Annotated in this window: 3 protein-coding genes; all 3 read right to left on the bottom strand. The window is 71.7% G+C overall.

Annotated features, from left to right (window positions below; genetic code table 11):
- Positions 1 to 2: 2 nt before the first annotated feature.
- From D7W82_RS10025 to D7W82_RS10015, 3 genes are read right to left on the bottom strand one after another with little or no spacing between them, the layout of a single operon-like run.
- Positions 3 to 5,975, bottom strand: a complete 5,973-nt coding sequence (locus D7W82_RS10025) for a type I polyketide synthase (protein WP_120618125.1) — start codon at positions 5,973 to 5,975, stop codon at positions 3 to 5.
- Positions 5,976 to 6,014: 39 nt separating this feature from the next.
- Positions 6,015 to 10,673, bottom strand: coding sequence for a type I polyketide synthase (locus D7W82_RS10020; RefSeq protein WP_120618124.1), 4,659 nt, complete (start codon positions 10,671 to 10,673; stop codon positions 6,015 to 6,017).
- 44 nt (positions 10,674 to 10,717) lie between these two features.
- The gene (locus D7W82_RS10015; protein ID WP_158617627.1) at positions 10,718 to 16,093 is read right to left on the bottom strand and encodes a non-ribosomal peptide synthetase; all 5,376 of its coding nucleotides are present in this window, start codon (positions 16,091 to 16,093) and stop codon (positions 10,718 to 10,720) included.
- Positions 16,094 to 16,418 lie beyond the last annotated feature (325 nt).

The following is a 16,418-nucleotide window of genomic DNA, read 5'->3' as shown; positions in this document are numbered from 1 at the left end:
GTTCAGGCCGCGTCCTCGCTGCTGCTGCTGTCACCGCCGTCACCGCCGCCCGCGTCTTCCATCACCGCGAGCAGCTCCGCCACCTGTTCGTCCGACAGCTGATCCATGTTCTCCAGCAACTTCTCCGCTTCGGCCGCCGTGACCTTCTGCTTCGCGGCGGGCGTGGCCACCGGCTGCGCGGCCACCAGGGGCTGCGTGGGCGTGGCGCCCTCCACGGAGTAGCCCAGCCGCTCAATCACCGCGTGGGTGGAGGCGTCGAAGGGGCGGGGCCATTTGATGCGCTTCCAGGACTCGCCCATCTTCTTCTCGATGCCCTGATGCTGGAGGATGTTCGGGTCCCCCAGGCCACCCATCATGCGGTCCTTCTTGCCGTCGTACGGCTGGACCATGCGCTCGTCGAACTCGAGCCCCAGGAATTGGGCCACGCCGGTCATCACCTTCGTGGGGTCCGCGACCAGGTCCTCGTAGCGCACCCAGTGGCAGCGCTCGCGGCCGATGCCGTCGAAGAAGTTGAGCAGGTTCCGGTTGGACAGCGCCCACACCGTCTCCGCCACCACGTAGGGATCCACGTCCGCGTCGCCGAAGAGGCCGGCGGCGAAGAGGCGGTCGAAGCGCATCCGGAGGATGGACTCCATCACCGGGAGCGGGTGGCGGTAGAGGTAGATGTACTTGTTGCCCTCGAACATCCGCTCCGCGCGCTCCAGCGTCTCCACGTCCATGGCGTACGTGGGCGTCTTGTCCACGAGCAGCCTGGGCGCGGACTTCTCCTGGAGGCGGCGGTAGACGTCCTGCGCGGACACGTCCTCCGCGACCAGCCGGTCCACCAGCGCGGCGCCAGCGGGCGAGTCCAGCTTCTCCAGCTCCATGAGCGCCCACTGCAGGCCGCCCGTGGTCCACTCCATCTCAGAGCCGAAGCCGATGTTCTCGCGCCACTCGCGCATGCCCTCGAAGAAGAGCAGGTTCACTTCCGGCGGGCAGAACAGCCGGGGGTGTCCCGCGAGCATCACGCGGAACAGCGTGGAGCCCGCGCGCGGGCTGGAGTGCACGAACACCATGGGCGGGTTCTTCTTCGCCGTGTTGGTGCGCTGCGCGCCGGACGTCTGGGTTCGATAAGGCTTCAGCGGATACGCGGACAGCGGCTTGTTCTCCGCGAAGCGCTGCGGATCCTGGAGCCGGTCCATCTCCACCAGCAGGTACCTGGACAGCTCCGGGATGGACGGGTGCGCCTGCACCTCGTGCGGGTAGAGCTGGAACTTGAAGTCCTGCCGCAGGTCGTACTCCAGCTCCGCGCCCAGCGCGTGCAGGTCGTAGCCCTTGAGGCTGCCGTCGGCGGGCAGCTTGTCCTGGGGAATGCGCAGCCCTTCGGAGATGTGGTGGCGCAGGTACTCGGTGAGCAGGGCGGGGCGCTCGGTGGGGAACGCGGTGCGCAGGCGCTCCGCGATGGGCTTCTCCGTGGAGGCTGCGCGCTTGCCCAGCTCCTGCTCCACGCGCCCGGCGACACCCGCGACGGTGGGCGTCTCGAAGAGGCCGCGCAGCGACAGGTCCACCTTCAGCACCGCGTGGATGTGGTTGCGCAGCTGCGTGGCCAGCAGCGAGTGGCCGCCCAGCTCGAAGAAGTTGTCGTTGATGCCGATGCCGTCGATGCCCAGTACCTGCTCCCAGATGCCCGCGACGGTCTTCTCCAGCTCCGTGCGAGGCGCCGCGTAGGGCGTAAGGATGGAGGGCCGCGCGTGCTTGTTGCCCTTCGCCGCGTCCTTCTTGCCCTTCTCCGCCTTCGCGGCCCGAGGCCCCTGACGGCGGCGCGCGGCCAGGTCACCCGTGGAGACCGCGAGCCGGCCACTCTCGCCATGCGACAGCGCGCGGCGCAGCGCCTCCAGGCCTTCGGCGGGCTGGATGGCGAACTGGGCCAGCGTGGGTGACAGCTCCGCCATGGCCTGCGCGTCCGCGAACTGCCACGCATCCCAGTCCACGCTCAACCACGGGTAGGCGAAGCCCTCCGTGCGCGCTTCCGCGAAGGCGTCCATGAAGGCGCTGGCGGAGGCCTGCGCCACCTGGCCCAGGCCGCCCAGCACGGATGACAGCGACGACACGAGGAGGCAGAACGCGGGGCCTTCCTTCGGGAGCACCTGCTCCAGCACCCGCACGCCGTGCACCTGCGGGCGGAAGTGCCAGGCGCACTCGTCCGGGCCCGTCTCCGCGATGGTGCCCAGCGTGGCGCCCTGCATGCCGCCCGCCGCGTGGATGACGCCGTCGATGCGGCCGAAGCGCGCCACCGCCGTGTCCACCACGCCGCGCATGGACTCCACGTCGGTGAGGGAGGCGGGCAGCACCAGCATCTCCACGCCCGTGCGCTCCAGGGCCAGCGCGCGCTGGATGCGGCGGGACACCGCGTCCTGCACGCCGTGCTTCTCCACCCACGCCGTCCACTGACCGCGGCTGGGGAAGTCCGGCGTCTCCACCAGCGTCAGCTTCGCCTGGTGCACGGTGGCCAGCTCGGACGCCAGCGCATGGCCGATGCCGGTGAGGCCGTCCGTGATGAGGTACGCGCCGCCGTCGCGCAGCACCTCCGCGCCGGCCGCCTCCAGGCGCACGGGCTCGAAGGTCTGCACCCAGCGCTGGCGGCCACGCAGGGCCACCACCGCGTCACGCGGTTCGGCGCCCAGCTCCGCGGCCAGCCGGTCCACCACCGCGCTCGCGTCGCCGGGCACCACGTCCACGAAGCGGCAGGAGAGGTTCGGGTACTCCTGCGGCAGCACGCGCGAGGGGCCCACCAGCAGCGCCTGCTCCGGCAGCTGCGCGTCCGCCTGCTCCACGCGGGCGGAGCGGCTGGTCACCACGGACCAGGTGAGCGGCTCCAGGTGGCCCGTCTCGCTCAGGGCGCGGGCGAGGAACAGCTGGCTGTGGAAGCCCAGGTCCAGCGCCTTCTCCTGGGACGCCGGCTGGCGCGACAGGCTCCACAGGTGCAGCACGTTGGAGAACGCGCGGCCCTGCTTCTTCAACGCCTCCAGCACCGCGCAGAAGTCATCGCGGCGCGCCGGGTCCACCGTGAACGTGCCGTCCGGGCGCTGCTCGAAGCGCGCGCCGGGGACGACGCGGAAGACGTCCCCGCCCAGCTTCGGCGTCAGGGCCTCCGCCACGCCGGTGTCGTCCGCGAGCACAAGCCAGCCCCCGCCCGCCGCGTCCTTCGCCTTGGGCAGCGGGGACAGCTTCCACGACGGCGCGTAGAACCAGTCCGCCACGTCCGAGCGCTTCGCCAGCGACGCGGGCGCGTCCGCGCGGGCTCCACCGCCCAGCGGCTTCGCGTCGATCCAGTAGCGCTCGCGCTGGAAGGGGTAGGTGGGCAGCGGCACGCGGCGGCGCTGCTCGTTGCCCGCGAAGCCCTTCCAGTCCACCGTCACGCCGTTGAGCCACAGCCGGCCCAGCGCGCTCAGGAGCACCTGGAGGTCCGGCGCCTGCTCGCGCGGGTGGCGCGTGGAGGAGATGAGCACGCGCGCTTCCGCGCCCGGCTGCTGCTTCGCCAGCGTGGTGAGCACCGTGCCGGGGCCCACCTCCAGCAGCGCGGCCTGCGGCCACTTGCGGGACAGCTCCTGGAGGCCCGCGGAGAAGCGCACGGCCTGGCGCAGGTGCGTGGCCCAGTAGCCCGCGTCCGTCGCCTGCGCGGCCTCAATCCAGGTGCCCGTCACGTTGGACAGGAAGGGCAGGGTGGGCGCGTTGAGCTTCACCTGACGCACGCGCGCGGTGAAGGTCGCGAGGATGGGGTCCATCATCGCGGAGTGGAAGGCGTGCGACGTGTGCAGCCGCGACACCTCCACGCCCTGCGCCTCCAGCTTCGCCTGGAGCGCGTCCACCGCGTCGGTGGGGCCCGCGACCACGGTGAAGCCCGGCGCGTTCACCGCCGCCACGCTGATGTTCGCGGGCAGCTGCGGCTTGAGCGCGGACTCCTCCAGCTTCGCGGACAGCATGGCGCCGGAGGGCAGCCCCTGCATCAGCTTGCCGCGCGCGGCCACCAGCGCCAGCGCGTCATCCAGGCTGAACACGCCCGCGAGGCACGCGGCCACGTACTCACCGATGCTGTGCCCCAGCATCGCGGAGGGCTTCACGCCCCAGGCCATCCACAGCTTCGCCAGCGCGTACTCCACGGCGAAGAGCGCGGGCTGCGTCAGCTCCGTGCGCGTCAGCGCCTGCGTCGCGGCTTCCGCCTTGGAGGCCTCCGGGAAGAGGACCGCGCGCAGGTCCAGGCCCAGGTGCGGCGTCAGCTTGTCCGCGCACGCGTCCAGGTGCCGCTTGAAGGCCGGCTCGGACGCGTACAGGTCGCGCGCCATGCCCACGTACTGCGAGCCCTGGCCGGGGAACAGGAAGGCCACCGGCCGCTCGTGCACGTCCGGCACGTGCGTCCACAGGCGGGGGCTGCCCTCCGCCTCCAGCGCGGCCAGCGCGTCGTCGCGGTTGCGGCACACCAGCACGCGGCGCTTCGCCATGGCCTGACGGCCCGTCTGGAGCGTGAAGGCCACGTCCGCCAGCGCCTGCGCGGGGTGCGCCTTCAGGTGCGCGGCCAGGTTCTTCGTCGCCGCGTCCAGCGCCGCGTCGCTCTTCGCGGACAGCACCAGCAGCTGCGCCGGGCGGGACGCGCCGGACGCGGGAAGGACGGGCGCCTCTTCCAACACGATGTGCGCGTTGGTGCCGCCCACGCCGAAGGAGCTCACGCCCGCGCGGCGCGGGTGCTTGGGGTTCGCCTGCCAGTCGGCGAGCTTCGTGTTGACGAAGAACGGGCCGCCCGCGAACGGAATCTCCGGGTTCACCTCCGTCACGTGGAGGCTGGGCGGAATCTGCCGGTTCTCCAGCGTCATCACCGCCTTGATGAGGCTGGACACGCCGGCCGCGTTGGCCAGGTGGCCGATGTTGCTCTTGAGCGAGCCCACCGGAATCTTCGGCGGGTTCGCCTTCGCCGCCGCCGAGCGGAACTTGAACGCCTTGTTGAGCGCGCGCACCTCGATGGGGTCACCCATCTTCGTGCCGGTGCCGTGCGCCTCCAGGTAGCCGATGGTCTCCGGGGCCACTCCAGCCGCGCCCAGGGCCTCGGTGATGACGGTGGCCTGGCCCTCCACGCTGGGGGCGGTGAAGCCCACCTTCAGCGCGCCGTCGTTGTTGATGGCGCTGCCCTTGATGATGGCGTGGATGTGGTCGCCGTCTTCAATGGCGTCCGCCAGCCGCTTGAGCACCACCACGCCCACGCCGCTGCCGAACACCGTGCCCTCCGCCTTCGCGTCGAACGCGCGGCAGTGGCCGTCCGGGGACACGATGCCGCCGGGCGCGAAGGGGTAGCCCTCCGGGTGCTTCACGTGCACGGACACGCCGCCGGCCAGGGCCAGGTCGCACTCTTCATTCAAGAGGCTCTGGCAGGCCGCGTGCGTGGCCACGAGCGACGTGGAGCACGCGCTGGTGATGGAGTAGCTGGGGCCGCGCAGGTTGAGCTTGTACGCGACGCGGGTGGCCAGGAAGTCGCCGCCGTTGTTCACGTCCACCTGCACCTGGTCCATGCCGCTCAGCTGGTCGAAGTTGGGGACCAGGTGGAACACCAGGTACGTGTTGGTGGCCGCGCCCGCGAACACGCCGATGGAGCCGTCGAAGCCCTCCGGCGTGTGGCCCGCCTTCTCCAGCGCCTCCCACGCGCACTCCAGGAAGACGCGGTGCTGCGGATCCATCAGCTCCGCCTCGCGAGGCGTGAAGCCGAAGAAGCCCGCGTCGAACAACTCCATGCCGGCGAGCGCGGCGCTGGCCTTCACATGACGCGGGTCCTTCCGCAGGACGGGGTCCACGCCCAGCTTCTCCAGCTCCGCGTCGGGGACGGGCTGGATGGACTCCACGCCTTCGCGCAGGTTCTTCCAGAAGGAGTCCAGGTCGGGAGCGCCGGGGAAACGTCCGGCCATGCCGACGATGGCGATGGCCTGCGCGTCGATGTTCGATTCAGCGGACATGGGGTGTGCTCGGCTTCGAAAGGTGGGGGGAGGGGACGGCTACTCCTCGTCGGAGGCGCTGTCGCCCCGGCGGTTCGCGCGGCGCGCACGGCGGCGCTCCCCGCGGCTGAGCGCCTCGGTCTCCTCGGGCGCGGCTTCCGTGTCCTCGCTGCCGCTGGCGGCCTTGAGCAGCTTGGCCAGCGCCCCCACGGTGGGGCCTTCGTAGAGGGTGACGGCCGGCAGCGCGACGCCGAACTGCTCGCGCACGCGGGCAATCAGCTTCACGCCGACGAGCGAGTTGCCACCCAGCTCGAAGAAGTTGTCGTGAACGCCGACCTGGTCGATGCCCAGCGTCGTCTGCCAGAGGCGGGCAATCTTCTCCTCCAGCTCGTCACGCGGCGGCACGTAGGCGTTCTGGAGCGCGGGCCGGGGCGTGGTGCCCAGGGATGAACCCGCCTCCTGCTTCGCCTCCGCCTGCTCCTGCGCGGCGGCCGGCTGGGCCCACTTGCGCGCGCGTGCGCGCAGGTTGCTCGTGGACACGGCCACGTGGGAGACGGCGCCCAGCTGGAAGAGCTGCTCGAAGGCGTCCTCGCCCTCGGAGGCGGTGATGGCCAGCGCGCCGAACGGGCTCTGCGCGCCGCCCGCGCGGGACTCGTACTGCCACGCGTCCCAGCCCACGCTCATCCACGGCACCGGCGACGTCTGCGCCTGCTTGGTGGCGAACGCGTCCATGAAGGACGTGGCCGCCGAGTACGACGCGAGCCCCAGGCCGCCCAGCACCGCCGCCAGCGACGACGACAGCACGCAGAAGTCCAGCGCGCGTCCGCGCACCGCCTCCTCCAGCGCGTACAGCCCGCGCACGCGGCCGTGGAAGGTGTCGCGCACGTCCTCGGGGCGGGTGTCCGGGATGGCGCGGAAGAGCGCCTGGCCCACGTCACCCGCCGCGAACACCACGCCGTGCAGCGCGCCGAAGTGCGTCAGCGCCGCGTCCACGGCCTCCTGGACCTGGACCTTGTTGCCCGCGTCCACGGACACGGTGTGCACCTGCGCGCCCAGCGCCTCCAGCTCCCGCACCTGACGGATTCGGCGGGAGACGGAGTCGTCCTCGCCCTGCGCGGACAGGTGCGCGTCCCACTGCGAGCGCTCCGGCAGCGCCGTGCGGCCCGCGAGCACCAGCTTCGCCTTCGTGCGCTTCGCCAGCGACTTCGCGTGGGAGAAGCCCAGCGTGCCGAAGCCGCCGATGAGCAGGTACACGCCCCCGTCGCGCAGCGGCAGTTGGGCCGTGCGCGGCGCGTCCGCCGGCACGTGCTCGAAGTGCTGCACCCAGCGGGCGCCGCCGCGGTACGCGATGACGGTCTCCAGCTTGGACGGCGTGGCGGCCTCCGACAGCAGGGCCTCCACCAGCACCGTCTCCTGCCAGCTGCCGGACACGGGCAGGCGCACGTCCACGGCCTTCGCGGACAGGTGTCCGTACTCCTGCGGGATGACGCGCACCGGGCCCAGCACCGTGGCCAGCTCCGGGTTCGGCGCCTCGTCGCCCAGCGCCTGCATGCGGTTCGTCACCGCGACCAGCGACACGGGCCGCGTGCCGGGCTGACGGCCCAGGGCCTGCGCCAGGGACAAGAGCCCCAGGAAGCCCTTGCCCAGCACGGACTCGAAGTCCGCCTCGCCGTGCGCGTCACCCAGGCCCAGCGTGCCCAGGTGCAGCACGTGGTCCGGGGCGCGGCCCTGCGCGGTGAGCGCCTCCAGCACCGTGGCCTCGCCGCCCAGCGCGAGCGACCAGTGGTGCTCGTCGTGCTTCGCGGTGACGGCGGCCGGGGTGATGCGCACCACGTCCTGGCCGGCCTCGCCCAGCTTGAGCGCGAGCCGCGCGCCCAGGCCTTCGTTGGAGTCGTCCGGGAGCAGCAGCCACCAGGTGGCCTTCTTCTCGCTCCAGGTGCCCTGCGGCGACGGCAGGGCGCGCTGCCACGACGGCAGGTAGAACCAGCGGGCCACGGGCTGCTTCTGATCCGCGGACGCCCACTCGGCGCGCTCGCCGTCGGCGGCGGTCTCCTTGCGCGGGTCCACCCAGTGGCGCTGACGCTCGAAGGGGGACGTGGGCAGCGCGATGCGGCGGCGCTTCTCCCCGCCACGGAACGCGTCCCAGTCCGCCTCCACGCCCTCCAGCCACAGCCGGCCCAGCGTGGCCAGCACGTGGTCCAGGTCCGCGACCTGCTCCTTCGGGTGGCGCAGCGAGTTGATCAGCGCGTGCTTCGCGCCCTTGTCCGGGTGCTGCCGCGCCAGGGTGACGAGCGTGTTGCCAGGGCCCACCTCCAGCAGGATGGCGTCGGACTCCTTGAGCAGCTCGCCCACGCCGTTCGCGAAGCGCACCGCGCCACGCAGGTGCTTCGCCCAGTAGTCGGGGCTCGTGGCCTGCTCGGCCGTCACCCAGGTGCCGGTGACGTTGGACAGGTAGGGCTTCGTGGGCGCCTTCCGGGCCACCTTGCGCACCGCCTCGCGGAAGGCGTCCAGGATGGGGTCCATCATCGCGGAGTGGAACGCGTGCGACGTGTGCAGCCGCGAGGACGCCAGGCCCTGGAGCTTCAGCGTCTCCACGAACGCGTCGATGAGCGGCGTGGGGCCCGCGACCACGCACGTGGCCGGGCTGTTCACCGCCGCCACGGACAGGCCGTCCGGCAGCATGGGCGTGACGTGCTCTTCCGGCAGCGACACCGCGAGCATGGAGCCCGCGGGCAGCGACTGCATCAGCCGGCCGCGCGCGGCCACCAGCGCCAGCGCGTCGTCCAGGGTGAAGACGCCCGCGAGGCACGCGGCCACGTACTCACCGATGCTGTGGCCCACCATCGCGTGCGGCGTCACGCCCCACGACTCCCAGAGCTTCGCCAGCGCGTACTCGATGACGAACAGCGCGGGCTGGGTGAGGCCCGTCTGCTTGAGGCGCTCCGACGCCAGCTCGCGCGACTCCGCGGCCGGGTACAGCACCGTGCGCAGGTCCAGGCCCAGGTGCGGCTTGAGCTTCTCCGCGCAGGTGTCCACCTGGGCGCGGAAGAGCACTTCCGTCTCGTACAGCTCGCGGCCCATGTCCACGTACTGCGAGCCCTGCCCGGAGAACATGAACATCACCGGGCGGCCACTGTTCTCCGCGCTGCCGGAGAAGACGCGGCCCGGAGTGCGCTCCGCCAGCGCGGAGGCCAGCTCCGCAGTGGTGCGCGCCACCACCGCGCGGCGCTTGCCGAAGCGCTTGCGGCCCAGTTGGAGCGTGTACGCCACATCCGCCAGGTCCACGTCCGGGTTGTCGCGCAGGTGCGCGGCCAGCCGGTCCGTGGCGACCTCCAGCGAGGCTTCCGTGCGCGCGGACAGCAGCACCACCTGCGCGGGCAGGCGGGCCTTGTCGGTGGCGGGCAGCTCCGGCGCCTCCTCCAGGATGGCGTGCGCGTTGGTGCCGCCCATGCCCAGCGACGTGACGCCCGCGCGGCGCGGCGTCTCACCGCGAGGGAAGTCGCGCAGCTCCGTGTTCACGTAGAACGGGCTGTTGGGGAAGTCGCACGCGGGGTTGGGCGTCTTGAAGTTGAGGCTGGGCGGAATCACCTTGTGGTGCAGCGTGAGGGCCGCCTTGATGAAGCCCACCGCGCCCGCCGCCGAGTCCAGGTGGCCGATGTTGCTCTTCACCGAGCCCAGCGCGCAGAAGTTCTTCTTGTCCGTGCCCTGGCGGAAGGCCTGGGTGAGCGCCGCGACCTCGATCGGATCACCGACCTTGGTCGCCGTGCCGTGCGCCTCCACGTAGCCGATGGAGTCCGGGTCCACGCCCGCGACGGCCTGAGCCAGGGCGATGACCTCCGCCTGACCCGCGACGGCCGGGGCCATGTAGCTGACCTTCTGCGAGCCGTCGTTGTTCACCGCCGAGCCACGCACCACCGCGTAGACGGTGTCGCCGTCCTTGAGCGCGTCCGACAGGCGCTTGAGCGCGACCACCGCCGCGCCGTGGCCCGCGACGAAGCCCGCGGCCTCCTCATCGAACGTGTGGCAGTGGCCGTCCGGCGCCGTGGTGCCGCCCTCGTGGTACAGGTAGCCGGCCTTCTCCGGGAAGTGGATGGACACGCCACCGGCCAGCGCCATGTCGCACTCGAACGACAGGAGGCTCTGGCAGGCGTAGTGGATGCACGTGAGCGACGTGGAGGACGAGGACTGGACCGTGACGGCCGGCCCCTTCAGGTCCATGCGGTACGCCACTTCCGTGGTGAGGCTGTCCTTGTCGTTGCCGATGGACGCCTGGAGGCTCTCCACGCCCGCGACGTGCGCCAGGTGCGAGTACAGGTTGGAGAGCAGGTACGTGTTCATGCTCATGCCGCCGAACACGCCCACGCGGCCGGGCTGGCGCTCCGGGCTGTAGCCGGCGCTCTCCATGGCCTCCCACGCGCACTCCAGGAAGACGCGGTGCTGCGGGTCCATCAGCGCGGCCTCGCGGGGGTTCATCCCGAAGAAGGCCGCGTCGAACTGATCCGTGTCGCCCAGCGTGCCGCGGGCCTTCACGTAGTTGGGCGCGCGGACCATCGCGGGGTCGGCGCCCTCCGCGATGAGCTCCTCATCGGTGAAGAACGTGATGCTCTCCACTCCGCCGGTGAGGTTCTTCCAGAACTCGGAGATGGTCTTCGCACCGGGCAGGCGGCCTCCCAGGCCGATGACCGCGATGCCATCCACTTCGGTTGTGTCAGTGCTCATGGAGCCGTCCTTCGAAATCTTGGGGTGTGACTGAAAGTCGTTGGTTACTTGCCGCGGCCGCGCGCTTGCTGACGCCGCGCCTGGGCGGCCCGGCGGCGCTCCGCCTCGTCCTTGATCTTCTGGGAGGCGGCGCCCGAGTCCTCGCCCTTGTTCGCCAGGTGCTGGGCCAGCGCGCTCACCGTGGTGAACTTGAACATGTCCACCAGCGCGAGGTCCGCGCCCAGTTCCTCACGCAGCCGCCGGTGGGCCTGCGCGATGAGCAGCGAGTTGCCACCCAGCTCGAAGAAGTTGTCGTTGAGGCCGACGCGCTCCACCTTCAGCACCGCCGCCCAGATGGCCGCCACGCTGCGCTCCACCGCGCTCTGCGGCTGGGCGTAGGCGACGCCCGAAGTGAGGCGCGCTCCTTCCGGCGCGGGCAGCGCCTTCGCGTCCACCTTGCCGTTGGGCGACAGGGGCAGCGCGGACAGCGGCACGTACGCGGACGGCAGCATGTACGGCGGCAGCCCCTCCGCGAGGAAGGTGTTCAGGTCCGAGTGCGTGGGCGCGGGCTCGCCCAGCACCACGTAGGCCACCAGGCGCTTGTCGCCGGGCGAGTCCTCGCGCGCCATCAGGAACGCGTCCTTCACGGCCGGGTGGCGGCGCACGGCGGCCTCCACCTCACCCAGTTCGATGCGGAAGCCGCGGATCTTCACCTGATCATCCGCGCGGGACAGGAACGTGAGCACGCCGTCCGGCAGCCAGCGCGCGCGGTCGCCCGTGCGGTACAGGCGCTCGCCGGCATGGAACGGATCCGTGACGAAGCGCTCCGTGGTCAGCTCCGGCCGCTTCCAGTACCCGCGCGCCACGCCCAGGCCGCCCACGTACAGCTCACCGGCGACGCCCACGGGCAGCAGGTTGCGCTCCGCGTCCAGCACGTACACGTCCGTGTTGATGACGGGCCGGCCAATGGGCACCCACGCGTGGCCCTGCAGGTCCTCCACCGCCATGCGGTGGTAGGTGGAGCACACGGTGGTCTCCGTGAGGCCGTAGCCGTTCACCACCGGCACCGTGGCGAGCAGCTTCTCCACGTCGCTGGCCACCAGCGCCTCGCCGCCGGAGAGCACCAGCTTGAGCGGCGGCAGATGCTCCAGGCGCGCGTTGAGCCCGGCGATGACCGCGGGCACCGTGCTCACGATGGTGACGGTGTGGCGGGTGATCAGCTGGAAGAGCTTCTCCTGGTCGAGGATCTCATCCTCGGTGGGCAGCACCAGCGCGCCGCCCGTGCACAGGAGCGGGAGGATTTCGCCCACGAAGCTGGCGGAGGCCACCGACGTGAGCGGCAGCATCCGGTCCGTTGCCGTAGGCGCGTAGGACTCCACGAACGAGCGCACCAGGTTGGCGAGGCCCCCGTGCTCCAGCATCACGCCCTTGGGCTGGCCGGTGGAGCCGGAGGTGTAGACGAGGCACGCCAGGTCCCCGGCCGCCACCGTCGAGGCGGGCGCGGAGGACAGCGTACCGTCCAACGGCTGGTCCACGAACAGCGTGCGCGCGGACGTGCCGGAGGGCAGCGTGCGCTGGAGCCAGGACTGGGTGATGAGGACCGGCGCCTGCGTGTCGCCCAGGATGAAGGCCACGCGCTCGGAGGGGTAGGCCGGGTCGATGGGCACATACGCCGCGCCCGCGGCCATCACCGCCAGCACGGACACCAGCGTCTCCACGGAGCGCTCCAGGCAGATGCCGACGATGTCGCCCGGCTTCACGCCCGCGCCGCGCAGCCACGCGGCCAGCTGACCCGCGCGCGCATCCAGCTCCCGGTAGGTGAGCCGAGCGTCCTTGAAGAGGACCGCGACGTTGTCCGGCGTGCGCGCCACCTGCGCCGCGAAGAGGGCAGGGAGCATGTCCGCCTGCGTGAGCGGCACGCGCGGACCCTTCCAGGTCTCCAGCAGCTGCTGCTGTTCGGCCTGCGTGAGCAGCGGCAGCCCCGCGAGCGCGCGGCCCGGCTGCGCGGCGATGCCGGACAGCAGCGTGGCCAGGTGCCCGGCCATGCGCTCGATGGTGCCGGCCTCGAAGAGGTCGGTGTTGTACTCGAAGGAGGCCACCAGCTCGCCGTCCGCCTCGCCCATGGTGAGCGTGAGGTCGAACTGCGCGCCGCCGTGCGACAGCAGCAGCGATTCGATGGGCAGGCCCGCCACGGTGGACTTCGCGCCCGGGATGTCCAGGGCGAAGGGCGTGAGGCCGCGCTCGTCCAGCTTGGAGGCGCGCTGGTAGACGAACATCACCTGGAACAGCGGCGAGCGGCTCTGGTCACGCACCGGCTGCAGCCGATCCACCAGCGCGCTGAAGGGGTAGTCCTGGTGCTCCAGCGCGCCCAGCATCGTCTGGCGCGTCTGGGCCAGGTAGTCCGTGAAGGACAGCGCGGGGGACGGCCGCGTGCGCACCACCAGCGGGTTGACGAAGTAGCCCGTGATGCCCGCCAGCTCCGCGCGTCCGCGGCCCGCGCTCACCACGCCCAGCGTGAAGTCCTGCTGGCCGGTGTAGCGGTGCAGCAGCACCTGGAACGCCGTCTGGAGCACCATGTTCGGCGTGGCGCCGTGCTCGCGCGCCAGCGTCTTCACCGCGCTCGCGACGTTGGCGTCCAGCCGGGTGGTGTGGACGCGGCCGTTGAAGGTCTGCGCCGGGGGACGCGGGTGGTCCGTGGGCAGGTCCAGCACCGGCAGCGTGCCGGACAGCTGCTCGCGCCAGTACTTCTCCAGCGCCTGTCCCCGAGCACCGGTGAGCATCTCCGACTGCCAGCGCGCGTAGTCCGCGTAGGTGCGAGCGGGCTGCGCGAGCGTGGGCTGCTTGCCCAGCTTGAGCGCCGGGTAGAGCGCGTCCAGCTCCTCCGCCATCACCGCCAGCGACCAGAAGTCGGTGACGATGTGGTGCATCGCGATGAGCAGCGCGTGGTCCTCCGCGGACCGGGACACCAGCCGCACGCGCAGGAGCGGACCCTTCTCCAGGTCGAACGGGCGGCGGGCCTCGGCGGACAGGTGCTCCGCCACCTGCGCGTCGCTCCAGCCCTTCGCGTCGGTGACGACGAAGTCCAGCTGCGGCTCCGCGTGCACGCGCTGCACGGGGCCGGTGGCCGCCATGACGAACGTGGTGCGCAGGGCAGGGTGGCGGGCCACCAGCGCCTCGAAGGCGCCCTTCAGTGCGTTGGCGTCCAGCCCCGCGCGCACGCGCACCGCGACGGGCACGTGGTAGGCGGCGCTCTCCGGCGCGAGCTGGTGCATGAACCACAGCGCCTGCTGTCCACCGGACAGGGGCGCGTCACCCGTGGCGGACGAGGCGGCCACCGCGCTCGAGGCCTGCTGGGACGGGGGCGCCGACATCAGCGTCACCACCACCTCCGCCAGCTTCGACAGCGACACGCCCTGGAGCACGTCCGACAGCGGCAGGTCGATGCCCAGCCCCGCGTCCACCGCGCTCTTGAAGTCCACGGCCATCAGCGAGTCCACGCCGTAGGCATGCAGCGGCTTCTGCACGTCCACCTGCGCCGTGGGCAGCCGCAGCACCTGCGCGGCCTGCTCCTGGAGGAACACCGCCACCATGGCCCGGCGCGCGGTGACGTCCGTCACCACCGCCAGCATCTTCCGCAGCATGCTGGTGTCCGGGCCCACGGGCGCGGGCGCGGCGGCGGCTTCCGGGGCGGCGGTCTTCACGGCCTCGGGCGCGGGGGCGGGCGCGGCGGCGAGGACGCTCTTGTGCAGCGCCTCCAGCGTGTCCGCGACGTACTCCGCGCGGGTGGCGAAGCGTTGAATCTTCCCGCTGGACGTCTTCGGGATGGCGCCCGGTCCCAGCAGCACCACGCCCTGGGCCTGCAGTTCATGCCCGGCCGCGACGGCCTGCCGGATGCCCTGCGCCAGCGCGTCCAGGTCCACGCCGTCACGCTCCACCGCGCGGCGGTCCACCTCCGTCACGACGATCAGGCGCTCCTCGTCGTCCTGCTCGATGGAGAACGCCGCCGTGCAGCCGGGGCGGATGGCGGGGTGGGCGGACTCCACCGTGCGCTCGATGTCCTGCGGGTAGTGGTTGCGCCCGCGGATGATGATCAGGTCCTTCAGCCGGCCGGTGACGAACAGCTCGCCGTCCGCGAGGAAGCCCAGGTCGCCCGTGCGCAGGAACGGCGTCGGGTCCCCCGTGCCGGGCAGCGGCTGCTGGAAGGTGGTCCGCGTCTGCTCCTCGCGGCCCCAGTAGCCCTGCGCGATGCTGGGCCCGGCGACGCGGATCTCGCCCACCTGGCCCGCCGGCAGCGGCGCGCCCGTCTCCGGATGCGCGATGACCAGGCGCTGATCCGTGAGGTTGCGGCCGGAGCCCACCAGCGTCTGGGCGCCGGGGCTCGCGGCCTCCTTCGCCACCACGCGATTGTCCTTCAGCGCGCCCCCGTCCACGGTGCGCTGCACCGGCAGCTCGCGCTTGTCACCGCCAGAGGCGATGAGCGTGCCCTCCGCCAGGCCGTAGCAGGGATAGATGGCCTCCGAGCGGAAGCCCTGCGGACCGAACGCCTCCGCGAAGCGCCGGAGCGTGTCCGGCATGATGGGCTCCGCGCCGTTGAAGGCCAGGTCCCACTGGCTCAGGTCCAGCTTCGCGCGCTCCTCCGGCGTGCTCTTGCGCACGCACAGGTCGAACGCGAAGTTCGGCCCGCCGCTGGTGGTGGCCTTGTAGCGGGAGATGGCCTCCAGCCAGCGCATGGGGCGCTTGAGGAAGTCCACCGGCGAGAACAGCGTCACCGGGAAGCCGCCGTACAGGGGCTGCAGGATGCCGCCGATGAGGCCCATGTCGTGGTACGGCGGCAGCCAGATGACGCCCTGACTCTCTGTGGAGTGACCGAAGCACGAGTGGATCAGCTTCGAGTTGTGCAGCAGGTTGCCGTGCGTCAGCACCACGCCCTTGGGCGACGACGTGGAGCCGGACGTGTACTGGAGGAACACCCGCGTGTCCGTGGCCACGCCGGGGTCCTTCCAGCCTTCGGCGACCTCCGCGTCCAGCGTGTCCGTGGCGATCCAGTGCAGCTCCCGCAGCTCCGGCGCCTGCTCGAAGAGCATCTCCCCCATGCCGTAGATGAAGTCGGTGGTGAGGGCGATGGTGGCCTGCGCGTCCTGGCTGATGGCCAGCAGGCGCGGCAGCGTGCGCGCCAGGCGCATGGGGTCCGGCGGATAGATGGGGACCGCGATCACGCCCGCGTACAGACAGCCGAAGAACCCGGCGATGTAGTCCAGCCCGGGCGGGTACAAGAGCAGCGCCCGCTGGCCCTGGGCCCCGCGCGCCTGGAGCGCCGCCGCGATGGCGCGAGCCTTCTGATCCAGCTCCGCGTACGTCAGGTGCGCTTCGTCCGTCTCCCCGTCCAGCAGGAACGTAAAACCCCGGCGGTCTCCCTGGGTGCTCGCGCGAACGCGGAGCAATTCAACCAGGGTGGAAAACGCAAAGTCGGGGACCGGGGAAGAACCGGGCGTGGATCCGGAAGGCATGACGCGACTCCTGGGAGGCGGGGGTGTTCCGTGCACGGGGAGCACGGAGACGCGGATTCAGGGGCCGGGGCGCTGCTGGCTCCCGGCTAGACAGGAATTCAAAGGGTCAGTCGCAATCAGCACCCGCCGTGAAGGGGCGTTGTTTCGCGCATGTATCGCCTGACGCGCGTGCGAGCAATCCCCCCCCACCCACATTGGCGCCATTCCGGCCCCGGGCCCGGCGGGGAGTGCGTGAATCAGGGGCGGGGCGGGGTGCGAG

It is taken from the genome of Corallococcus sp. CA049B, from assembly GCF_003611685.1.
In the GTDB taxonomy this organism is placed as follows: Bacteria; Myxococcota; Myxococcia; order Myxococcales; family Myxococcaceae; genus Corallococcus; species Corallococcus coralloides.
Note: the sequence above shows the minus strand (reverse complement) of the source record. Positions and strands in the feature narration are given on the sequence as shown.

Bases quoted from the DNA above. Each gene is read 5' to 3' on its own strand.
- D7W82_RS10025 (WP_120618125.1), bottom strand. From the start codon at position 5,975: ATGTCCGCTGAATCGAACATCGACGCGCAGGCCATCGCCATCGTCGGC.
- D7W82_RS10020 (WP_120618124.1), bottom strand. From the start codon at position 10,673: ATGAGCACTGACACAACCGAAGTGGATGGCATCGCGGTCATCGGCCTG.